Source organism: Streptosporangium sp. NPDC050855, assembly GCF_044456585.1.
GTDB classification, from domain to species: domain Bacteria; phylum Actinomycetota; class Actinomycetes; order Streptosporangiales; family Streptosporangiaceae; genus Streptosporangium; species Streptosporangium longisporum.
The window spans coordinates 16,270-38,314 of record NZ_JBITFY010000010.1; the positions used below are offsets into that span (position 1 = coordinate 16,270).

A 22,045-nucleotide genomic window follows, 5' to 3' on the forward strand; every position below is an offset into this window, starting at 1 on the left:
CTTATTAGTTGTTTTGCTTTCTCTGTCCGGGGCGGCGGGGCGGGGGGGGGGGCCGCCCCCCCCCCCCCCCCCCCCCCCCCCCCCCCCCCCCCCCCCCGCGCCTGCGGGGATCAGCCCTTGACGGCGCCCGCGACGAGGCCGGAGACCATCCGCCGCTGCACCAGGAGGAAGAAGACGATGACCGGGATGGTCATCAGGGTGGAGGCGGCCATGATGCCGCCCCAGTCCACCGACCGCTGGCTGACGAAGAAGCGCAACGCCACCGGCATGGTGTAGCTGCCCTGGTCGCCGATCAGCGTCAGCGCGAACACGAACTCGTTCCACGCGGTGATGAACGAGAAGATGCTCGTCGCCACCAGCCCGGGGGCCACCAGCGGGAACAGCACCCGCCAGAAGGTGGAGAACCGGCTCGCGCCGTCGATCCAGGCGGCCTCCTCCAGCTCCTTGGGCACCGCCGCGACGAAGGTGCGCAGCATCCAGATGGCGAACGGCAGCGTCATCGCCACGTTCACCACGACGAGGCCGAGGAGCTGGTCGTACAGCCCGGCCCGCCGGACCATCAGGAACAGCGGGATGAGCAGCGCCTCGCCGGGGACCATCTGCACGATGAGCAGCAGGATCAGGAACGAGGTCCGCCCGCGGAAGCGGAAGCGGGCCACCGCGGTGGCCGCCAGCAGGGCGAAGACCGCGCCGATGAGCACGGTGCCGAGGGCCACGATGGAGCTGTTGAGCAGGTAGCGCCAGATGGAGTGGCCCGCGATGCCCTCGGTGAAGACCCGCTGCACGTGCTCCAGCGTGGGGTCGGTGGGGAACGGGATGAAGTCCGTCGTGAAGATCTGCTCGCGGCTCTTGAAGGCCGTGGACACCATCCAGTAGACGGGGAACACGGCGAACATGAACACCGCGACGGCCGCGGTGTTGAGCGCGAACCGCCCGCGCCGCTTGCGCTTCTTCGGGGCCTTCCTCGTCACGGGCCGTAGGCGCGGGGCCTCGTGGGTGGTGGTCATCGGACGTCCTCCGTCTTCACGATCTGGCGGACGTAGAAGAAGGTGATGACGAGCAGGATCAGCGTCAGCACCACCGCGACGGCCGCACCCATGCCCATCTTGGGCGGCGCGCTGAACGCCTGGGTGAAGGCGAACAGCGACAGGTTGAACGCCTCCCGGTTGGACGTGCCCCCGGCCAGGACGAACAGCTGGGTGAAGACCTTGAAGTCCCAGATCACCGAGAGCACCGTCAGCACCGCGAAGACCGGCTTGAGCAGCGGGAAGGTGATCTGCCAGAAGATCCGCCACGAACGGGCGCCGTCGACCCTGGCCGCCTCGTACAGCTCCTGGGAGATGCTCTTGAGCCCGGCGAGGACCGAGACCGCGATGAACGGGAACGACGCCCAGACCACCGCGATGATGAGCACCATGTAGATGGTGAACGCGTCGTTCAGCCAGGGCTCGCCGGTCCAGTCGGAGCGGCCGAACAGCAGCGAGGACAGCCAGTCGGGCAGCGCGTTGAGCGCCCAGTTGATGACGCCCGACTCGGCGTCGAACAGCCAGCGCCAGATGATCGCGGTGGCGATCTGCGGGGTGGCCCAGGCCGCCATGATGCCGACGATCAGGAAGGTCGACATCTTCTTGCCCAGGTTGTGCAGGAGCAGGCCGACCAGCGTGCCGAGGATCAGGGTGAGCGCCACGGTGACGACGGCGAAGACGACGGTGTTGCGGAGCGAGGTCCAGAACAGCTCGGACTCGAAGAGCCTGGTGTAGTTCTCCATGCCGACCGACTCGGCCGGTACGCCCCGGATCTGCCGCAGCCCCACGTTCTGGAAGGACATGACGACCATCTGGAACAGCGGGTAGAGCAGCAGTCCGGCGATGACCAGCAGGCCGGGTACGAGCAGCGCGTAGGGGAGGACCCAGGTGGGCAGTCCCTTGGACCGGCGCGGGGGCGTGGTGCCTCGGTGCCCCCGCGCCGGGACGGGGGGTGAGCCCCCGTCCCGGGCGATGGTTGAGGTGTTCGCCATGGCTACTGGTTCAGGATCTCTTCGAGTTCCTTGTTGGCGTCGGCCAGCGCGGTGTCGACGTCCTTCTTGCCCTCGATGACCGAGCGGGCCGCGCTCTGCAGGACGGCCTTGGTGTCGTTGGCCTCGGCCCAGTTGGTGTCGTTCGGGAAGCCCTTGGCGACCTTGAAGGTCTCGGCGAACGGCGCCTGCACCGGGTCGGACGCGTACTCGCTCAGCGCCTCGGGGTAGAGCGGCAGCAGGCCGCCCTCCTTGGCGTAGCGGGTGCCGAACTCCTTGCCGGCGGCGAGCTTGACGTACTCGGCCGACAGCTCGACGTTCTTGGTGTCCTTCCAGACGGCGATGTCGTTGCCGCCCTGGAACGCGGGGGCCGGGCCGCTGCCGTCCTTGGCCGGGAGCGAGAAGAAGGCCATCTTCTTCTCGTCGACCTTGCCGCCGCTCTGCTCGGTGATGGTGGTGATGTCCCAGCCACCGGTCACGTACATGCCGACCTTGCCGTTGGCGAAGCGGGTCGCGATGTCCACCGAGTTCTGGGTGAGCGCGGACTTGCGCGAGACGCCGTGCTTGGTCACCAGGTCGGTGTAGTACTGGAAGCCCTCCTTGAAGCCGGGCTCGGTCAGCTTGCCGACCCACTTGCCGCCCTCGGACGCGGCGAAGTCGCCACCGGCCGACCAGACGAACGGGGAGAGCGACATGTTGGCGTCGGAGCCGCCGTTGAAGGCGAAGCCGTCGACGTCCTTGCCCTTCTCGGCGACGATCTTCTTGCCCGCCGCGACGAGGTCGTCCCAGTTCTTGGGGATCTCGATCTTCAGGTCCTCGAACCAGTCCTTGCGGTAGAGGACCGCGCGGGTGCCGCCGCCCCACGGGGCGGCGTAGATCTTGCCGTCCACGGTCTCGTAGCCCCAGAGGTTCTGCGGGATCTGCTGGAAGTCGGGGGTGGCCTTGACGACGTCGGTGATGTCGACGAGCGCGTCCTGCGCGACCCAGGCGGCGACCTGGTCGTTGCCGAACTCGGTGACGTCGGGGCCCTCGCCGCCGGCGAGCGCCGCGGTCCACTTGGCCTGCGCGTCGGGCCAGGGCACCCACTGGAGCTTGACGTCGGCGCCGGTGGTCTCCTTGAACTTGGCGTTCAGGTCGGCCATCAGCTTGTTCTGCTTCTCGTCCGGAGCGCCGAGGCGCCAGACGGTCAGGGTCTGGCCCGCGAACTTGGGACCGGAGGCGGCGGGCGCCGACGCCGCGCCGGTACCGGCGGCCGGGGCGGGCTCGCTGCTGCCACACGCGGCGAGGCCCAGGGCGAGGGCGGCGGTGGTTGCCGTCGTGGTGGCGATTCTCGCGAACTTCACTGGAGTTCTCCCTTTCAGGCTTTCGCCGGGGTTTGCGCTCATCTGTTATGGCCGGGGTCCCCCGAGACCCTCCGCACTGTGCATTCGACTGGGAGCGGCCGGAACTGTCGTGACCCGCGGTTCCGATCACTTGCCTGCGGGCCGGCTGGGGCTAAACTAACAAGAAACTTTCTTAAAAGAAACGATCGTTAGCGGATCGTGACGGGGAGGGAAACCTTGTCCACACGCCCGGGGACACCCCGGTTGCTGCGCCAGCTCAACGACCGCGCGGCACTGGAACTCCTGCTGGCCGGCGGCCCGTTGACCAGGGCCGAACTGGGAGAACACACCGGGCTCTCCAAGGTGACCGCGGGACAGCTGCTCGCACGGCTGGAGGAACGCGCCCTCGTCACCGTGGTCGGCGAGCAGGCCGGCGGGCGCGGTCCCAACGCCGCGCTCTACGGGGTGGTGCCCTCGTGCGCGTACGTGGTCGGGCTGGACGTCCTTCCCGGCCGGATCGCCGCCGGGATCGCCGACATCACCGGCACACTGGTCGCCGAGGTCTCGGCCGAGTTCGGCGAGCACGACGACCCGGTACGGCTGGTGCGCGGCGCGGTCGGCCGGGCCTGCGCGTCCGCGGGCGTCGGCGCCGAGCGGCTGCGCGCCTTCGTGATCGGCACCCGGGGCGTCGTCGACCCCGCCACGGGCGACCTGCGCTTCTCCCTGGACCTGCCCTCCTGGCACAACGGGGTGCTCGCCGAGCTCCGCCGCGGCCTCGGCGTCCCGGTCACGATCGAGAACGACGTGAACCTGGCCGCGCTGGCCGAGCGCGCGCACGGCGCGGCCCGCGACGTCGACGACTTCGTGCTGGTGTGGGCCGGGGTCGGCCAGGGACTCGGCGTCATGCTGGGCGGGCGGCTGCACCGCGGCTTCACCGGAGGCGCGGGCGAGATCGGCTGGCTCCCGGTGCCCGGCGAGCCGCTCCCCACCGACGTGAGCGAGCCCCAGTCGGGGTCGTTCCAGCGCCTGGTCGGCGGCGACGCCGTGGCCGGGCTGGCCGGCGCCCACGGCATCGGTTCCGCCCCCACCCGGGACCCGGACGGCTCGCTGGGCGAGTACGTCCGCGCTGCCGTCGAGGAGGGCGCCGAGGCGTTCCTGGACGAGCTGGCCGGGCGGCTGGCGGTCGGCGTCGCCGCGGTCACCGTGATCCTGGACCCCGGCCTGATCGTGCTCAGCGGCGACGTCGGCAGGGCCGGGGGAGAGGCGCTCGCCGCCCGGGTGCAGGAGTGCGTGGCCCGGGTCTGCCCCAGCCGGCCCAGGGTCGTGGTCTCTCGGGTCGAGGGCAACCCCGTGCTGCGCGGCGCCCTGGTCTCGGCCCTGCAGCAGGCTCGGGAGCAGGTCTTCTCCGACACGGTGTGAGAATTGCCGTCATGCGTGACATCGTTCTGATCTCCGATGCCAGAGTCGTCGCGATCCCGGTCGAGGAGTCCGGCGAGCGGCTGGTCGACGTACGCGGGCGGCTGCGGACCGACGACCGGCTCGCCGACCCCGCGGGAGCCTTCGCCCACCTGCGGCTCGGGCTGCTGACCCGGCTGGAGGCGGCGCAGGCGCAGCTGCCCGCGGGGTACCGGCTGCTGGTGGTCGAGGGCTACCGGCCCCCGGCCACGCAGAAGGAGATCTTCGACGGGTACTCGGCCGAGCTCAAGGCCCTGTACCCGGACCTGTCACCCGAACGGCTGCGGGCGGCGGCGAGCCGCTACGTCTCGCCCGTCGAGATCGCCCCGCACACGGCCGGGGCCGCGGTGGACCTGACCCTGTGCGCCGAGGACGGGACCGAGCTCGACATGGGCACCCCGCTCAACGCCACCCCCGAGCAGAGCGGCGGCGCCTGCTACACCGACGCCCCGGGCCTGTCCCCCGAGGCCCGCCACCACCGCAAGCTCCTCGGCACCGCCCTGGAGACGGCCGGGCTGGTCAACTACCCCACCGAATGGTGGCACTGGTCCTACGGCGACCGCTACTGGGCCATGACCGTCGGCGCCCCGGCCGCCCTCTACGGTCCCCGCGCCCTGTGACCTCTCCGTACCGGGGGCCCGTGGGGGACAATCGGGGCCATGCGGTTCGGTGTCCTGGGCCCCCTGCAGGTGCGGTCCCCCACCGGGGAGGAGCTCTCCGTGGGCGGGCCCCGGCCGCGCGCCCTGCTCGTGCTGCTGCTGCTCGACGCGGGCCGCGTGGTCGGCCTCCGGCGCCTGATCGACGGCCTGTACGGTGACGATCCCCCCGCGGCCGCCGCCAACGCGGTGCAGGCCCAGGTCTCCCGGCTCCGCCGCAGCCTGCCCGCGGAGGTGATCGAGTTCCACGGGACCGGGTACCGGCTCGCGGCCGACCCCGACGACGTCGACGCCCACCGGTTCGAACGGCTGGCCCGCGAGGGGCGGCGGCTGCTGGCGGAGGGCCGTCACGCGGTCGCGGCGGGTCCGCTGCGCGAGGCGCTCGGCCTGTGGCGCGGGCCCGCGCTGGCCGACCTGCCCCACGGGCGGGCACGGGCGGCCCGGCTGGAGGAGCTCCGGCTGACGGCGACGGAGGACCTCGCCGAGGCGGAGTCCGCCCTTCCCGGAGGCGGTTCGGTGGCCGAGCTGCAGCGGCTGGTGACCGCGCACCCGCTGCGGGAACGGCTCAGGGGGCAGCTGATGCTCGCCCTGCGGGCGGCCGGACGGCAGGCCGAGGCACTGGCCGTGTTCGAGGAGACCAGGCGGCTGCTCGCCGAGGAGTTCGGCGCCGATCCCTCACCCGAGCTCGCCGCGATCCACCTGGCCGTGCTGCGCGCCGAACGGCCCGCGCCGCCACGGCGAGGGCTCGCGGCCCAGCTCACCAGCTTCGTGGGACGCGAACGCGAGCTGGAACGGATCGGCGCGCTGCACGGCTCGCGGCTGATCACGATCACCGGGCCCGGCGGCACGGGCAAGACCCGGCTGGCGATCGAGGCGGCCGGGCGCGGGCGGCGCGAGGTGTGCTTCGTCGACCTCTCCCCGCTCGACGGCTCCGCGTCGCCCGCCGGCCCTCGCCCGTCCGGCGGTCACGTCCCGCCCGGTGGTGGCGGTGACCGGGTGGCGAGGGCGGTGCTCGGCGCGCTCGGGCTGCGCGAGCCCGGGTTCCACCCGCCGCGCCCGGCCGACCTCACCGAGCACCTGGTCGCGGCGCTCGCCGGGCAGGAGCTGCTGCTGGTCCTCGACAACTGCGAGCACGTGAACGACGACGCCGCCACCCTGGCCCGCAGGCTGCTCGGGGAGTGCCCCGGGCTGACCGTCCTGGCCACCGGACGCGAACCGCTCGGCATCACCGGCGAGACGCTGGTGCCGCTGGCACCGCTGGAGACCCCGCCCCCGGACTCCTCGCCCTCCGAGGCCCTGGCCTGCCCGGCCGTGCGGCTGTTCGCCGACCGGGCGGCGGCCGTACGGCCGGGATTCGAGGTACGGCCGGCCAACGTGGAGACGGTCGTCCGGATCTGCGCCACGCTGGACGGGCTGCCGCTGGCCATCGAACTGGCGGCCGCGCGGCTGCGCTCCTTCACCGTCGAGGAGATCGCCACGCGGCTGGCGGAGCACGGCCGGTTCCGGCTGCTGTCGCGCGGCGACCCCACGGCCGCGGCCCGCCACCGGACCCTGCGCGCGGTGGTGGAGTGGAGCTGGGACCTCCTGGCGCCCGACGAGCAGGTGCTGGCCAGGCGGTTCTCCGTGTTCGCCGGGGACGCGTCCCTGGAGGCGGTCGAGGCGGTCTGCGAGGTGGAGGACGCCGCCGGGCTGCTGGCCGACCTGGTGGACAGGTCGCTGGTCGAGACGGACGGCGACCGCTACCGGATGCTCGACACGATCAGGCTGTTCTGCGCCGAACGGCTGGCCGAGGCCGGGGAGGAGGACCGCATGCGCGGCGGCCACGCCCGCCACCTCCTCGACCTGGCCGGGCGCGCCGATCCTCACCTGCGCCGGGCCGGGCAGCTCCGGTGGCTGGCCAGGCTCTCGGCCGAGCACGCCGACCTGACGGCCGCGCTGCGCTGGGCCGCGCGCTCCGACAGGGAGACGGGGCTGCGGCTGGTCGCCGCGCTGGCGGCGTACTGGTGGCTGGGCGGCCGTCGCGGCGACGCGGGAGAGGCGGCGGCCGAGCTGCTGGACGCGACCGGCCGTCCTCTCGCCGGGCTGGAGGAGGAGTACGTCATGTGCGTGGCGCACGCCGTGCCGCGGGCGCTTCCCGAGCACTGGGAACGGGCCGGGGAGATCATGCGGTCGCGGGACCGGCCGCTGCGGTACCCCTTCGTCCAGGCACTGTGGGGCATGTCCGCGGGGCCGCCGGAGACGGCGCCGCCTCCGGGGCCCGAGACCGACCGGCTGTTCGGTTCCGATCCCTGGGGCCTGGCCCTGGCCGGGCTGGGCCGCGCCCTGCTGAGGATGCTCGGCGGTGATCCGGCCGGGGGCGAGCGGGAGCTGGCGGAGGTGCTGGCCCGCTTCAGGGCCCTGGGGGAGCGCTGGGGGACGGCCCAGGGGCTCGACTGGCTGGCCCTGGCCGCGGGGTGGCGCGGGGAAGCGGAGGCGTTCGCGTCGGCGTACGCCCGGGGTGCCGCGATGCGCCGCGAGGAGGTGCTCGCGGAGTTCGCGGAGCCCGTGGAGCCCCGGTACTGACGGGACCCGGTATGGGGGGCGTCCGGCCGTCAGCCGACGGTAGGCGATCCGTCAGCGCCTCCCTGAAAGCTCGTGGCCATGAAGAACACCACCGTCCTCATCTCCGGCGCGAGCATCGCCGGGCCCGCGCTCGCCTACTGGCTGAGCCGCTCCGGCCACGCCGTCACCGTCGTCGAGAAGGCGCCCGCGCTCCGTCCCGGCGGCCAGGCCGTCGACTTCAAGGGCGAGACCCAGCTCCTCGTACTGAAGCGGATGGGGATCCTCGACGAGGTGCGGCGGCGCCAGACCGGCGGGACCGACCAGACCATCGTCGACGCGAACGGCAGGCCGCTGGCGGTCCTGCCCGCCGCGTTCACCGGCGGCGACGTCGAGATCCTCCGCGGTGACCTCTCCGCCCTGCTGTACGAGCGTACCGAGGCGGACTGCGAGTACGTCTTCGGTGACTCCGTCACCTCGCTGACCGACACGGCGGGCGGCGTGCACGTCACCTTCGAGGGCGGCGCGCCGCGTACCTTCGACCTGGTGGTGGGAGCCGACGGCATCCACTCCGCCGTGCGGAGGCTGGCCTTCGGCCCCGAGTCCGCCTACGTGCGCTTCCTCGGGTACCACTACGCGCTGGCCGACCTCGGCGTCGATCTCGGCGCAGGGATGTACAACGAGCCCGGCCGGATGGTGGCGCTCGGCGGATCCGCGTCGTCGGCGTCGTCGGTGTCGTCGGCGTTCCTCGTCTTCGCCTCCGGACGGCTCGACCACGACCGCTACGACACGCAGCAGCACAGGCGCATCCTGACCGACGCCTACCGCGGCATGGGCTGGCGGGTCCCCGAGATCGTGGCCGCGCTGCCGGAGGCGTGTGACGTCCACCTCGACTCGATCAGCCAGGTCAGGATCGACCACTACGCCAGGGGCAGGACGGTGCTGCTCGGCGACGCCGCCTACGGCAACACCCTGGGCGGTTTCGGCACCGGCCTGGCCGTCGTGGGCGCGTACGTGCTGGCCGGGGAGCTGGCGGAGGCCGGCGGCGACCACCGGACGGCGTTCCGCGCGTACGAGGAGGCCTTCCGCGGCTACGCCAGGGTGGCTCGGCAGGGCGGCGCCGGCTCCTTCCTGGCCCCCGCGACACGGCGGGGGATCCGGATGCGGAACCTGCTGTTCAGGAGCCGGTTCCTGCTGTGGGCGATGCTCAGGACGACGGACATGTTCGCCACCGACATCAGGCTCAAGGACTACCCGGCGCTCGTCGGTACCTCCGCCGCGCCGTGAGGAACGGGTTCCTCGGGATCGGCCGGGACGTGCAGGAGGGCGAGGAGACGGCGGCGGAGGTCGCCGAAACCGGGGACGTCGACGGCGCGGGGATGACCGAGGCCGACCTCGATCTCCTCGGCGATGCGGCCCCGGTCCAGCACCAGGAGCCGGTCGGCGAGAAGGATCGCCTCCTCCACGTCGTGCGTCACCAGCAGGGCGGCGAAGCCGTGCCTGGCGCGGAGCCCGCCGAACAGGGCCTGCATCTTCAGCCTGGTCAGCGCGTCGAGCGCGCCGAACGGCTCGTCGAGCAGGAGCAGGTCCGGTTCGCGGACCAGGGCCCGGGCGAACGCCACGCGCTGGGCCTGCCCGCCGGACAGCTCCGACGGCCAGGCGTCGCCCCGGTCGGCCAGCCCGACCTCCCCGAGCGCCTTCGCCGCGCGCTCCCGGGCGTCCCGGCCGCGCACCCCCAGCGCCACGTTGTCGGCCACCCGTTTCCACGGCAGCAGCCGGTGCTCCTGGAACACCACGGCCTTGGACCCGGAGGTGGTGAGCTCACCGGACGCCTCCCCGTCGAGCCCCGCCAGGATCCGCAGGAGCGTGCTCTTGCCCGACCCGCTCTCCCCGAGCAGGGCGACGACCTCGCCCCGCCCGATCCGCAGGTCGACACCGTCCAGGACCGTCGTGCCGCCGAAGACCCGGCTGACCCCGGTGGCGGCTACGACGCCCGCAGGCCGCGACGCCATGACAGCGTCCTCCTTTCCGCCATGCGCAGTCCCAGGTCGGACAGCAGGCCCAGGGTCGCGTACACGACCAGGCCCAGTACGACGATCTCGGTCTGGCTGAAGTCGCGGGCCTCCATCATCATGAAGCCCAGCCCGCTCTGCCCGTTGACCTGCTCGCCGACGACGAGGCTGAGCCAGCCCGCGGCGAACGCCAGCCGCAGGCCGATGAACAGCGACGGCATCGCGCCCGGGAGCACCAGGTGCCGGATCCGCTCCAGCGGGGTGAGACCGCAGGTCCGGGCGGCCTCGACCAGCCTCTCGTCGATGTCGCGGATGCCCGCGTAGGTGTTGAGGTAGATCGGGAAGAACGCGCCCAGCGCCACCAGGGTGACCTTCAGCGACTCCCCGATGCCCACCCAGATGATGAGCAGCGGGACGAGCCCGAGATGCGGCAGCATCCGGGCGGCCTGGATGGGCGGGTCCACCAGGTCGTCGCCGTTCCTGAGCAGTCCGGCGACCGCACCCAGGACGAGGGCGAGCGAGCCGCCGATGAGCAGCCCCAGGGCGGCCCGCTGCACCGACTCCAGCAGGTGCGCGCCGAGGGACCCGTCCAGGGACAGCCGCCAGGCCGCCGCCGCGACCACGCTCGGCGCGGGAAGCTTGTCGGGCGGAAGGACGCCGGCCTGCGCGGCGCCCTCCCACGCGGCGACGAGCGCGATCGGGGTGATCAGCCGCCGTGGTCTGAACGTCACTTCAGGACGTCCGAGAAGGCCGGGTCGATGAGGCTCTTCACGTCGACCTTGCGGGGGATGAGCGCGAGGTCGGTGAACCCGTCCGCGATCTGCTGCAGCTCCTCGCCGATCGAGGCGTCCACCGGTGCGAGCGGCTGGGCGCTGCGGGCCAGGGCGCGGCGGGCGACGTCCTCGGAGATCTTCAGCTCGGGGGCGAGGATCTTCACGCGCTCCTCGGGGTCGGCGATGCCCCAGTCGGTGACCTCGCGGTAGACCTTCAGGTAGTCGCGGACCAGGCCGGGCTTGTTCTTCAGGGCCTCGGGGGACACCAGCAGGTACTCGCGGTTGTTGGCCAGGCCGGTGGCGTCGGCGAGGACCTTCACGCCCGGCCGTTCGGCGAGGGAGAAGTACGGGTCCCAGATGATCCAGGCGTCGACCTGGTCGTTGTCGAACGCGGGACGTGCCTCGGCCGGCTTGAGGTACTGCACCTGGATGTCGGTGATCTTCATGTCGTTGGCCTCGAGCAGCTTGACCAGCAGCCAGTTGACGTTCGAGCCCTTGTTGAGCGCGACCTTCTTGCCCCTGAGGTCCTTGAAGGAGGTGAAGCCCCTGTCCTCCTTGACCAGGACGGCCTCGCCCTTGGGTACCGGCTCGGAGGTAGCGATGATCTTGAACGTGATGCCGCCGGCCGCGGCGAAGATCGGCGGGGCCTCGCCGGTCTGACCGATGTCGATGGCGCCCGCCTTGAACGCCTCGGTCGGCGCGGGACCGCTCTCGAACAGCGACCAGGTGGCGTTCTCGGCCAGACCCCTGGCCTTGAGCAGGCTCTGCCCGCCGAACCGCTGGTAGCCGACGCGCAGCTGCTCCTTGTCGGCCTTGGCCTCACCTCCCCCGCAGGCGCTGAGGTTGCCGACGAGGACGAGGATGCCGAGAAGGGCGATGACGCGGCGCACGGGGGGACTTCTTGAGTGGAACATGACGAGCGCCCGCAAGTATCCCTAAATTCCTACCTTTTGTATAGGTTTAGTGGGGATCGGAGCCGCATGTCATGAGCGCGGGACCCGCCCGTTACGGGTCACCGCGCGGGCGGGCCCTCCTCCAGGAAGGACACCCGCCGCAGCAGGGGGCGGCCGGGGCCGGTGCCGATCAGCGTGCCCGCGTGCCCGGTCAGCACGGTGCAGCCGCCCGCGTCGCACAGATCGGCCCATCCGGCCGGGGACGCCACCGGCAGCCGGGTACGGATCCGGCCGCCGGCGTCGGCCAGGTACAGCCGGCCGTTCATCGCGGTCAGCGCCACGGCCCCGGTGCCGGGCTCGACCAGGCTCCAGGTGGAGGACTCCGCGTCGAGCAGCCACAGGCCGTCCGCGGCGGCGGCGAACAGCTCGCCGTTCACCATGCCCAGGCCGACCCCGCCGCGCGGCGCGCCGGCGAGGGTGATCCAGCCGCGCCCGGACTCGTGCCGGACGAGCCGGTCGTCGGCGGTGAGCCCGTACAGGCCGATCGGATGGGTGACGGTCGCCTCCCTGGGGGTGGCCAGGGCGACCAGCGCGGGGCCGGCGCCCGCGCCGGTGCCCCCGCCGGTGCCCTGGGGGGAGGCCGCGCGCCAGCGCAGGTTCTGGCCGGAGACCGCGCGGGTGAGCAGCGAGCCGTCCGGGGCGGCGCCGTACAGCAGGGAGTCGAACACGGTCAGCGCGCGCACCTCGTCCGCGTCGCCGACGCTCTCCCAGCCGCCCGTGCGCACCGACAGGCGGTCCAGCACGTTGCGGGTGATCCGGTCCACCGTCGGGTCGTGCAGGGTGTTGCCCCAGTTGACGGTGGAGGCGGTGAAGACCGTCCCGGCGCCCAGGCCGAGGACGCCCATGGTGGCCATGCCGCCCTGGCCGTAGCGGTGCCAGTGCCGCAGGTCGGCGGTGGCCAGGATGACGAAGGAGGGCGGGGTGCCGTCGCGGCCGGTGGCCACCGGGACGCCGTCCTCCTCGACGAAGTCGCAGGCGTCGGTCTCGTAGCCGAGCGCGCCCCGCCCGAACGCGTCCCCCTCGGCCAGCCCGGTGCCCTCGAACGCCCAGTGCCCGGGGAAGCGGGCGACGTAGGACTCCTCGTGCATGAGGTGCATGTACGGCCCCCAGGTCCCGGCGCCGCGCCGGAAGCTGACCCCGATCAGGGCGTTCTCCGGCCGGTTCACCGGCGCGCTGGACCACTCGACCGTGGTCAGGGCGGGGTCGCGGGCGGCCATCGGGTCGGTGACCGCGTCGCGGTGGCAGACCATGGTGCGCCCGCCGTCCTCCAGGCGGAACTGCCACCAGCAGGTGTTGCCGGAGAAGACGGCCAGGTTGCCGCCCCGGCGGACGAACTCCTCGACGCTGTCGCGCATCCCGGCCGACCAGTACTCGTCGTGGCCGTTGACCACCAGCAGCCGGTAGCCCGACAGCAGCTCGCGCCCCTCGTGCAGGTCCAGGGCCGAGCAGTAGTCGACGTCGTAGCCGGCCGGGCCCAGCCAGCGGATCATGCCCTCCTCCCAGCGCTCGGGCGGCGGGCCGCCACCGGGCCGGTCGAAGGAGACGCGCGCGGCCCGGGTCGGCTCCTCGGTCCAGTAGATGGACTCGCCCGGGATGCCCGCCAGGTTGTACGCCTGCCAGGTCGGGAACGGGATCGACAGCAGGATCGGCGAGCGGGGCCGGGCGGCCCGTACGGCGAAGTGGACCTCGCCGTCCTCCTCGTCGGCGGTGAAGACCGCGCGGTAGAGCGAGCTGGACCAGGACTCGGGGACGTCGAGCGTCCACAGCGGGCCGGTGAACGCCGCGTCGAGCACGGGCAGGCCCGTGGCCACGTCCTCGACCAGCACCGAGCCGCGCAGCGGGGCACGGGAGCCGCGGGCCAGGTGGAAGCGGAGCGCGCCGCCCTGCACGCAGGACGTCGACTCGGCGTAGGCGTGGACGGTCATCGGTCATCTCCGGCGTGCGGTCCGCGGGGCAGGGGCCCGGTCCCGGTCCTGCGCTCGGGCGCGGTCGTGGTTCCGGTCACGGTCCCGGTCGCGGGACGGGCGTCCGGCCGGCCGGTCCCGGATCGCGGAGGGGCGCTCGGCGGGAAGGCGCTCAACCGACCGGCTCCAGTACCTCGCGGAACGCCGCCTCGACCAGCAGGGACTCCAGGTCCAGCAGGTAGCGCTCCATGGCCGGGCGCGGCAGGTGACGGGTGTCGGCGGTGAGCGAGACGCCCAGCCCGCCGGGCTCGCCGGTCACGTGCAGGCAGAACCTGCAGTTGAGCCGTTCCTGGCTGAGCGGCCAGGTGAGGGTCGTCTCCTCCAGCGCCCGCCGCACCGTCGCTTCGTCCGGGGAGGCGTCCACCCGGTCGGCGAAGCGCATGTCGTTGAAGCAGCAGTAGGGGTGGATCGTCGCGCCCCGCTCCCGGCCGACCCGCCCGGCTATCCGGTCCCGGTCGCGGGGGTCGTGGTAGGCGGACCGGTAGGCGCGCAGCGCGGCGGGCCGGGCGGCGCGCAGCAGGTCGGTGAAACCGCCCCCGTGCAGGTCCAGCACGAACAGGCCCTCCTGGGAGAGCGTGGTGACCGCGGTGGCGGTGTCACCGCGGAACCGGTTGCCCACGATCGGCAGCATCGCGCACACGTCGTGACCGGTCACGCTCCCGGCCAGCGCGGAGGCGGCGGTCAGCAGCACGGTCGAGGTGCTGGTGCCGTACACGGCCGCGATCCGCTGCACGGCCAGGTCCATCGCCCGGGAGACGAGCCGGGCCCGCCAGATCGGAGGGCCGGCAGGCCCGGGGGGTGCGGCCACCCGCCGGTCGAACATCGTCGGCGGGATGCGCCGGTACCCGCTCTCCCAGTGCTCTGCGGCGGCGTCCGCGACCTTCCGGCCCGCCTCCGAGCACTGCCAGCGGGCCAGGTCCAGCGGGGAGGGCGGCGGGGGCCCCGCCAGGGATCCGCGCAGCAGGAGCAGCCGCAGGTCCCTGACGGCCGCCTCGGCGCCCAGGCCGTCGGCGGCCAGGTGGCAGAAGACGAGCACGATGTGGGCGACCTCGCCGTTCTCGACGACGAGCCCCACCCTGAGGGGCCACTCGCGTTCGTAGTCGAAGGCGGTCTCCGCCAGCGCGTCGCGCAGCCGCTCGGGGTCGCCGTCCGAGACCGTGACCGGGACGGCGCCCGCGGTCGAGAGCACCTGCCACGGCTCCGCGCCGTCAGCTCCCGCGCCGCCCGGCCGCCCGTCGTCCGTCCCGGGCGTCCCGTACGGGGCCCGGCCCAGCCGGGTCCGCAGCGATCCGTGCCGCTCGACCAGCGCGCCCAGCACCTCGGCGGCCCGCGCCACGGTCAGCGGCCGGGCCCGGCGGGGCACGGCGAGCACGCGGCCGAAGTTGAAGTAGCGGTCGTCCGGTGCCGTCTTCCGGATCGTGTCCCAGATGGCCCGCTGCCCCCAGGTCAGCGGTGCCGTGTCCGGCCGGCTCCCCGAGAACCGGATCTCCATGTCGTCTCCCCGTTCAGGAATGAGGATCAGGGGCGCGCGCCCCGCGCGCCCCGTGCCTCGTTGATGTGGCGTTCCAGGGCGTCCAGGTCGTCGAGCAGGTCGAGCCCGTCACCCGACAGGTCGATCTCCACGCCGAACTCGGTCTCCACCGCGTCGATCAGCCGCATCTGCGCCAGGGACGTGAACCCCAGCGCGGACAGCGGGACCGTGGTGGTCAGCGCCTCCCCGGCCGTGACCGCGCCGTCGGACGCCGAGGCCACCATCGCCGCCAGCCGTTCCCTGACCATCGCCAACCCCTCTCGTTGCGTCCCGTACGCCGTTCGCCGGGACTGCGGTCCGGCCGCTCGGCGGCCGGAAGGCTCGGGTGCCGCTCCTCGTGGCGGCCCACGACGCGGCGCCCCCTATCGGTTCCCGGTCTCCACCAGGTGTTCGGCCTCCTCGTCGGAGAGCCCGGCGAGTTCGGCGACGAGCAGTTCCTCCACCGCGGCCGCGAGCCCGGCCACGGTGCTCCGCGCGAACAGGGTACGGATCGGCACGTCCACCTCGACGGCGGCGCGGATCCTGGCGACGGCGCGGGTGGCCAGCAGCGAGTGCCCGCCGAGGGCGAAGAAGTCGTCGAAGGCGCCGACCCCCTCGATGCCCAGCACCTCGCCGAAGATCTCGGCGACCAGTTCCTCGGCGTCGCCGCGCGGGGCGGTCCTGGTCAGCGGCCCGAGTTCGGGCGCGGGCAGCGCGGCCCGGTCGAGCTTGCCGTTCGCGGTCAGCGGCAGGCCCGGCAGGCTCACCCAGAGCGCGGGGACCATGTGGGCGGGCAGCACGGCGGCCAGCCGCGCGGCGAGTTCCTCACCGGTGGGTGCGTCCTCGCCGACGACGTAACCGACCAGCGTCTCCCGGTGGACGGCCACCGCGGCCTGGCCGACGCCCGGACAGGTCAGCAGCCGCGCCTCGATCTCGCCCGGCTCGATCCGGAAACCGCGGACCTTGACCTGGTCGTCGAGGCGGCCGAGGAACTCCAGCCGCCCGTCGGCCCGCCAGCGCGCCCGGTCGCCGGTCCGGTAGATCCGCTCCCCGCCGAGCACGGTGAAGCGCTCGGCGGTCAGGTCCGGCCTGTCGAGGTAGCCGACGGCCACCCCGGCCCCGCCGACGCACAGCTCGCCCGGCGCCCCCGGCGGCACCGCCTCGTCGCCGTCCAGGATCAGGACGGAGGTGTCGCCGATCGGGGTGCCGATCGGCGGGCGCCCGGGGGAGCCGTCCAGCTCGGCGGTGGTCGCGATGATCGTCGTCTCGGTCGGGCCGTAGGTGTTGACCAGCCGGACCCGGTCGCCGAAGCGCTCCCGCCAGCGGGCCACGGCCGCCTCGTGCACCTGCTCGCCGCCCAGGATCACCAGGCGCAGGGACGGCGGCCAGCCGATCTCGTCGATCTCGTCCACCAGCGCGTGCCAGTACGCGGTGGGCAGGTCGAGCACGGTGACCCCGCCGAGATGGTCGGGCAGGCTGACCCCGCCGTCGGGCAGCAGCTCCAGCCGGGCCCCGGAGGCCAGGGTCGGGTAGATCTCCTCGGCGTGGGTGTCGAAGCTCAGCGAGGCGAACTGGACGACCCGGTCGTCCGGCCGCAGATCGTACGCCTCGCGCATCCAGGCGACGCGGGCGGCCAGGTTGCGATGCGAGACCACGACGCCCTTGGGGGACCCGGTGGAACCCGACGTGTAGATCACGTAGGCGGCGTCGTCCGGCGCGGTCCGGCCGCTCACCGGGACGTGGCCGTTCACGGAAGCGGAAGCGGGAGCGGGAGCGGTGGCGGCGTTCAAGGGAGCGGTGGCGGTGGCGTCCACGTGGGCGAGCCGGGCGGTGCCGGGCAGCCGGTGGGCCAGGTCGGCCGAGGTGAGGACCAGGCGGGCGGCACTGTCCTCCAGCACGAAGGCGAGCCGCTCGGCCGGATGGTCGGGGTCGAGCGGCAGGTACGCCGCCCCGGCCCGCCAGGTCGCGAGCAGCGCCGCCACGACGTCGGGCGACCTGCCCAGGCAGACGCCGACCACGTCACCGGGGACGACCCCGCGCTCGCGCAGCAGCGCGGCCAGCTCGCCGGCGCGGGCGTCCAGGCGCGCGTAGTCGAGCGTGGCGTCCCCGCACCCGATCGCGACCGCGTCCGGCCGGGCGCGCGCGGCCGTCGCGAACAGCTCGGGGACGAGGGGGGCGACCGGCCCGGCCGGGCCCCGGGACAGGCGCGCGAGCAGGGCGTCGTCGGCCGCGGTGCGCAGCGGCAGCGCCGAGACACGCTCGCCGGACGCCGCGGGCAGCGCGGTGAGCAGCAGGCGGAACCGGGCCGCCATCGCCTCGACCGTGGCCCGTTCGAAGAGCCCGGCGTCGTAGACGAAGGTGATCAGCAGTTCGCGCTCGTCCTGCCACGCCTCCAGCATGAGTTCGAGCTTGGCCTGCCGCATGCCGTGCTCGAACACGCTCGTGGTCAGCCCGGTGAAGGTGTCGCGGGTCCGGCCGGAGTCCTGGCTGTGCAGGATGAGCATGGTCTGGAACAGCGGCGTGCGGGTGAGGTCGCGTTCGACCCTGAGCGCGGCCACCAGCTCCTCGAACGGCACGCCCCGGTGGGAGAAGGCGTCCAGGACCTCTCCCCGGGCCGCGCCGAGCAGGTCGGTGAAGACGGGGTCGGCCGACAGGTCGCCGCACAGCACCAGGGTGTCGCTGAGGTACCCGACGACCGCTTCGAGCCCCATCCGGTCCCGGCCCGCGTCGGCCGTGCCGACCAGGATGTCCTTCTGGCCGGTGTGCCGCGCGAGCAGCACCTGGTAGGCGGCGAGCAGCACCATGAACACGGTGGCGCCGTGCTCCCTGCCCAGCCGCGTCAGGGCGGCGGCCTCGGCCGCGTCCAGCCGGACCTCCACCACGTCGCCGCGCCTGGCGGTCCCCGGCGTACGAGGCCGGTCGACCGGCAGCTCCAGCGGGGTGGGGTCGGCCAGCCGCTCGCGCCAGTGGCCGATCAGGCCCTCCAGGTCGCGTCCGCGCTGCCAGAGGGCGACGTCGCCGAACTGCAGGGGGACCGGGGGCAGGGCGGTGTCACCGGAGTACAGGCGCGCGACCTCGTCCAGGACGAGGTTGAGCGACCAACCGTCGCCCAGGATGTGGTGGAGCACGACGCACAGCACGTGGTCGTCCTCGGCGAGCCCGATCAGCGTGACGCGCAGGGGCGGCCTGCCGGCGAGCTCCAGGGGCGTGTTGGTCAGCGTCGCGACCAGCTCCAGCGCCCGGGCCTCGGCGGACGGCGCGGCCCCGGTGGACGCCTCGTCGACGGTCACCTCGTCGACGGTCACCGGGCCCGGCGGGTCGACGACCACGACCGGTACGCCGTCCACCTCGGGGAAGCGGGTGCGCAGGCTCTCGTGCCGGGCGACCACGCCGGACAGGGCCCCGGCCAGGGCGTGCCGGTCCAGCGGCCCGCGCAACCGCCTGACCAGGCACATGTTGTACGACGCGTCGTCCGGGTCGAGCCGGTTGAGGAACCAGAGCCGCTCCTGGCCGTGCGAGAGCGGCGGGACCGTCCCCTCGGGGCGGGGGCGCGGCCCGGCCGTCGCGCCGGTGACCGGGACCTCGGATCCTTCCCGCGTCCCGTCCGGCGATCCGGTGGGCGACCCCTCCAGCCACTCCGCCAGCCCCGCGACCGTCGGGTGCGTGAACACCTCCCTGACCGGCACCTCGCGCCCGGACAGCGCCGTCAGCCGCGCGGTGACCATGGTCGCCAGCAGCGAGTGCCCGCCCAGGGAGAAGAAGTCGTCGTACGCGCCGACCCCGTCCGTGCCGAGCACCTCGGCGAAGACCCGGGCGACCGTCCGCTCGGCGGGGGTGCGGGGAGCGGTCGCGTCCCGCTCGGGCGCGTGGTCCACCTCCGGGAGCGCCTTGCGGTCGACCTTCCCGTTGGGGGTCAGCGGCAGCGCCTCCACCTGGGCGAACACGCCGGGGACCATGTAGCCGGGCAGCTGGAGGGCGGCGTGCTCGCGAAGGCCGCCGAGCGCCTCGCCGTCCCCGGACGGGCCCGCACCCGGGCGGCCCTGCGCGGCCGGTACGACGAAGGCCACCAGCCGGTCCCCGCGCACCGCGACGACCGACTGCCGCACGCCGGGGTGGGCGTCCAGCACGGCCTCGATCTCGCCCAGCTCGATGCGGTGACCGCGCAGCTTGATCTGGCCGTCGGTACGGCCGAGGAACTCCAGGGCGCCGTCGGCGCGGTGGCGGACGCGGTCACCCGTCCGGTAGTGCCGCGAGCCGTCCGGGCCGGGGACGAAGCGCTCGGCGGTCAGGGCCGGGCGGCCCAGGTAGCCGGTGGCGACCCCGGCGCCCCCGATGAGCAGTTCCCCGGCCACGCCGATCGGGCACGGCCCGCCGGAGGCGTCCGCGACGTGCACGACGGTGTTGGCGATCGGGTGACCGATGACGATCTCGGCCGGGTCCTCGGGGACCTCCCAGGCCGTCGACCAGATGGTGGTCTCGGTCGGCCCGTAGACGTTGACGAGCCGGTCCAGGCGCGGGCGCAGCTCGCGGGCGAGCCGCACGGGGAGCGGTTCGCCGCCGGTCAGCCCCGTCACGCGCGGCAGGTCCCCGGTGAGCAGGACCCGCCACCCCGAGGGCGTCGCCTGGACGTGGGTGACGCCCTCGTCCCGGACCAGGCGGGCGAGCCGGGCGCCGTCGCGGGCCGTCTCGGCGTCGGCGACGACCACCCTGCCGCCCGTCACCAGCGGCAGGTACAGCTCCAGGGCGGAGATGTCGAACGAGAGCGACGTCAGCGCCAGCCACACGTCCTCGGGCGAGGACCGCACCAGCGCGCGCATCGCCAGCAGGAAGTTGGTCAGCGCGCGGTGGGGCACCACCACGCCCTTGGGGCGCCCGGTGGAACCCGAGGTGTAGAGCACGTACGCGGTGTCATCGGGGAGCGGCCGGTCCTCCGGCCGGGGCGCGGTCGCCGCGCCGGCCGGGGGAAGGTCGTCCAGGCCGGTCAGCACCAGGACCGCGGCGGAGTCCTCGATCACGTACGAGACGCGGGCCTCGGGGTAGTCGGGGTCGACGGGCAGGTAGGCCGCGCCGCTCATCGCCACCCCCAGCAGCGCGACGAGCATGTCGGCGCCGCGTTCCATCCGGACCGCGACCAGCGAGCCGCGCCCGATCCCGGCCGCGCGCAACCTCCCGGCCAGCTCGGCCGCGCGCCCGGCCAGCTCCGCGTACGTCAGCCCGGCGTGCCCGGCGCGTACCGCGACCGCGCCGGGGGTGGCCGCGGCCTGCTCCAGCAGCAGGTCGACCAGCGTGACCTCCGGCAGCTCGGCCGCGGTGTCGTTCCACCGCCGCAGCAGGGCGAGCTCGGCGTCCGGCAGCATCGGCAGGGCGCTCACCGGCGAGCCGGGATCGGCCACGACGGCGGCGAGCAGCTCCTGGAAGCGGGCGACCAGGCGTTCCACGGTCTCGTGGTCGAACAGGTCGGTGCTGTAGATGACCACGCCCGTCAGCAGGCCGTCGGCGTCGGGATAGATGTCCATCGACAGGTCGAGCCGGGCCCGGGACCAGCCGTTGGGGAAGGGGACGGCCTCCAGGCCGGGCAACGGGTCGGCCTCGTCGCCGTGGGTGTGCAGGGCGAACAGCGTCTGGAACAGCGGGGTGCGGCTGAGGTCCCGCTCCACGTCGAGGTCGGCCACCAGGCGCTCGAACGGGACCTCCTGCCGCGAGAGCCCGTCCAGCACGACCCGGCGGGTGCGCCTGAGCAGCTCGTCGAAGGCCGGGTCGCCGGACAGGTCGCAGCGCAGGGCCAGCGTGGTCGAGAGGAAACCGATCATGTTCTCCAGCTCGGTACGGCCGCGGCCCGCCGAGGGGATGCCCACGCAGAAGTCGCTCTGCCCGGTGTGCCGGTGGAGCAGCACCTGGTAGGCGGAGAACAGCACCATGAAGGGGGTGCAGCGGGCGCGGCGGGCCAGGGCGCCGATCGCGGCGGCCGTCCCGGGCTCGATGCGGAACTCGACCTCGGCGCCGGCTCCGCTCCGCCGGGAGGGACGGGGCCGGTCCGTGGGGAGCTCCAGGACCGGCACCCCGGACAGCCGCTCGGTCCACCAGCGCAGGTCGTCCTCGGAGACGCGCAGGGAACGCGCGTACTCGCCGTACTGCAGCGGCGCCTCGGGCAGCGGGGCGGTTCCCCGGCTGCCGTAGTGGGCGGCGACCTCGGACCGGAGCACGTTCAGCGACCAGCCGTCGCCGTTGATGTGGTGCAGGACCACGCAGAGCACGTGCTCGCCGGGGCCGAGCTCGATCAGCGAGACCCGGAACGGCGGTGCCGCGGCCAGGTCGAAGGCCGTGTTGGACAGGGCGGAGACCAGCGTGGCGGCCTCGGCGTCGTCCCGGGCGCGCAGGCGCTCGACGGTGACCGGCGCGGGCGGCTCGACGATCGCCACCGGCCGTCCGTCCACCTCGGCGAAGCGGGTCCGCAGGCTCTCGTGCCGGGCCGACACCGTGGTGAACGCCGCCGCCAGGGCGTCCCTGTCAAGACGACCTTTCAATCTGTAAACATAGGAGGTGTTGTAGCCGGAGTCCTCCGGATCGAGCCGGTGCAGGAACCAGAGCCGCCGCTGACCGTGCGAGAGGGGGTATTCGGTCCCCGGCTGGCCGGTCGGAACGGTCTCTGATTGGAACACTCTGGGGCTCCTCTACCGGCCGCGGGTCCATGACGCACGCGATCGCACGGGGAATGAGATAGAAAAGCCCGCTCCGTGCATATATGCCCAGTTGGGCGGGCGCAGAGAAAGGTCTCTTTCTGGAAAGAAACCTTTCAGTTAGTTCTGGGTCGTCAGTGTTACACCTCCCTGACGGGGGCGCAAGGCCCT

At 73.5% G+C, this 22,045-nt stretch carries 14 protein-coding genes; 4 read left to right on the top strand and 10 right to left on the bottom strand.

Going from position 1 to position 22,045, the window contains the following annotated elements:
* Nucleotides 1-110: 110 nt before the first annotated feature.
* The 3 genes from ACIBCT_RS20400 to ACIBCT_RS20410 are packed head-to-tail and all read right to left on the bottom strand — an operon-like array spanning nt 111 to nt 3,357.
* Nucleotides 111-1,007: a carbohydrate ABC transporter permease gene (locus ACIBCT_RS20400; RefSeq protein WP_399190658.1), complete on the bottom strand. Its 897-nt coding sequence runs from the start codon at nt 1,005-1,007 to the stop codon at nt 111-113.
* The gene (locus ACIBCT_RS20405; protein WP_399190660.1) at nt 1,004-2,017 is read right to left on the bottom strand and encodes a carbohydrate ABC transporter permease; all 1,014 of its coding nucleotides are present in this window, start codon (nt 2,015-2,017) and stop codon (nt 1,004-1,006) included. Before ACIBCT_RS20405 ends, ACIBCT_RS20400 begins: the two co-directional genes overlap by 4 nt.
* A 2-nt stretch (nt 2,018-2,019) precedes the next feature.
* Complete coding sequence (locus ACIBCT_RS20410) at nt 2,020-3,357, bottom strand: sugar ABC transporter substrate-binding protein (RefSeq protein ID WP_399190662.1); 1,338 nt, start codon at nt 3,355-3,357, stop codon at nt 2,020-2,022.
* Nucleotides 3,358-3,573: 216 nt separating this feature from the next.
* On the opposite strand from ACIBCT_RS20410, the gene ACIBCT_RS20415 reads away from it, so the two are divergent.
* The 4 genes from ACIBCT_RS20415 to ACIBCT_RS20430 all read left to right on the top strand — a co-directional run bounded on the left by ACIBCT_RS20415 (nt 3,574) and on the right by ACIBCT_RS20430 (nt 9,272).
* Nucleotides 3,574-4,755, top strand: coding sequence for an ROK family protein (locus tag ACIBCT_RS20415; RefSeq protein ID WP_399190664.1), 1,182 nt, complete (start codon nt 3,574-3,576; stop codon nt 4,753-4,755).
* A gap of 11 nt (nt 4,756-4,766) precedes the next feature.
* Nucleotides 4,767-5,411, top strand: a complete 645-nt coding sequence (locus ACIBCT_RS20420; RefSeq protein ID WP_399190666.1) for a M15 family metallopeptidase — start codon at nt 4,767-4,769, stop codon at nt 5,409-5,411.
* A 39-nt stretch (nt 5,412-5,450) separates the two neighbouring features.
* Nucleotides 5,451-8,009: an ATP-binding protein gene (locus tag ACIBCT_RS20425; protein WP_399190667.1), complete on the top strand. Its 2,559-nt coding sequence runs from the start codon at nt 5,451-5,453 to the stop codon at nt 8,007-8,009.
* A gap of 78 nt (nt 8,010-8,087) precedes the next feature.
* Nucleotides 8,088-9,272: an FAD-dependent monooxygenase gene (locus tag ACIBCT_RS20430; protein WP_399190669.1), complete on the top strand. Its 1,185-nt coding sequence runs from the start codon at nt 8,088-8,090 to the stop codon at nt 9,270-9,272.
* On the opposite strand, the gene ACIBCT_RS20435 is transcribed toward ACIBCT_RS20430, so the two are convergent.
* From ACIBCT_RS20435 to ACIBCT_RS20465, 7 genes are all read right to left on the bottom strand, one after another.
* Nucleotides 9,236-9,997 carry an ABC transporter ATP-binding protein gene (locus ACIBCT_RS20435; protein ID WP_399190671.1) on the bottom strand — a complete coding sequence of 254 codons (762 nt, stop codon included), beginning with the start codon at nt 9,995-9,997 and terminating at the stop codon, nt 9,236-9,238. The genes ACIBCT_RS20430 and ACIBCT_RS20435 overlap by 37 nt on opposite strands.
* Entirely contained in the window at nt 9,970-10,728 is a 759-nt protein-coding gene (locus ACIBCT_RS20440; RefSeq protein ID WP_399190673.1) for an ABC transporter permease, read from the bottom strand. The genes ACIBCT_RS20435 and ACIBCT_RS20440 overlap by 28 nt, the downstream gene beginning before the upstream one ends.
* Nucleotides 10,725-11,660: an aliphatic sulfonate ABC transporter substrate-binding protein gene (locus ACIBCT_RS20445; RefSeq protein ID WP_399190675.1), complete on the bottom strand. Its 936-nt coding sequence runs from the start codon at nt 11,658-11,660 to the stop codon at nt 10,725-10,727. Before ACIBCT_RS20445 ends, ACIBCT_RS20440 begins: the two co-directional genes overlap by 4 nt.
* Nucleotides 11,661-11,782: 122 nt before the next feature.
* The gene (locus ACIBCT_RS20450; protein WP_399190677.1) at nt 11,783-13,648 is read right to left on the bottom strand and encodes a N,N-dimethylformamidase beta subunit family domain-containing protein; all 1,866 of its coding nucleotides are present in this window, start codon (nt 13,646-13,648) and stop codon (nt 11,783-11,785) included.
* A 151-nt stretch (nt 13,649-13,799) separates the two neighbouring features.
* On the bottom strand, nt 13,800-15,179 hold the full coding sequence (locus ACIBCT_RS20455) for a hypothetical protein (RefSeq protein ID WP_399190679.1): 1,380 nt from the start codon (nt 15,177-15,179) through the stop codon (nt 13,800-13,802).
* A 26-nt stretch (nt 15,180-15,205) separates the two neighbouring features.
* On the bottom strand, nt 15,206-15,466 hold the full coding sequence (locus ACIBCT_RS20460; RefSeq protein WP_399191266.1) for an acyl carrier protein: 261 nt from the start codon (nt 15,464-15,466) through the stop codon (nt 15,206-15,208).
* Between the two features lie 114 nt (nt 15,467-15,580).
* Entirely contained in the window at nt 15,581-21,856 is a 6,276-nt protein-coding gene (locus ACIBCT_RS20465) for an amino acid adenylation domain-containing protein (RefSeq protein WP_399190681.1), read from the bottom strand.
* Between the last annotated feature and the right edge of the window lie 189 nt (nt 21,857-22,045).

What these genes read in the sequence shown, in the direction of transcription:
- ACIBCT_RS20400 (WP_399190658.1), bottom strand. Translation starts at nt 1,007, where the DNA reads ATGACCACCACCCACGAGGCCCCGCGCCTACGGCCCGTGACGAGGAAG.
- ACIBCT_RS20405 (WP_399190660.1), bottom strand. Translation starts at nt 2,017, where the DNA reads ATGGCGAACACCTCAACCATCGCCCGGGACGGGGGCTCACCCCCCGTC.
- ACIBCT_RS20420 (WP_399190666.1), top strand. Translation starts at nt 4,767, where the DNA reads ATGCGTGACATCGTTCTGATCTCCGATGCCAGAGTCGTCGCGATCCCG.
- ACIBCT_RS20425 (WP_399190667.1), top strand. Translation starts at nt 5,451, where the DNA reads ATGCGGTTCGGTGTCCTGGGCCCCCTGCAGGTGCGGTCCCCCACCGGG.
- ACIBCT_RS20430 (WP_399190669.1), top strand. Translation starts at nt 8,088, where the DNA reads ATGAAGAACACCACCGTCCTCATCTCCGGCGCGAGCATCGCCGGGCCC.
- ACIBCT_RS20435 (WP_399190671.1), bottom strand. Translation starts at nt 9,997, where the DNA reads ATGGCGTCGCGGCCTGCGGGCGTCGTAGCCGCCACCGGGGTCAGCCGG.
- ACIBCT_RS20450 (WP_399190677.1), bottom strand. Translation starts at nt 13,648, where the DNA reads ATGACCGTCCACGCCTACGCCGAGTCGACGTCCTGCGTGCAGGGCGGC.
- ACIBCT_RS20455 (WP_399190679.1), bottom strand. Translation starts at nt 15,179, where the DNA reads ATGGAGATCCGGTTCTCGGGGAGCCGGCCGGACACGGCACCGCTGACC.
- ACIBCT_RS20460 (WP_399191266.1), bottom strand. Translation starts at nt 15,466, where the DNA reads ATGGTCAGGGAACGGCTGGCGGCGATGGTGGCCTCGGCGTCCGACGGC.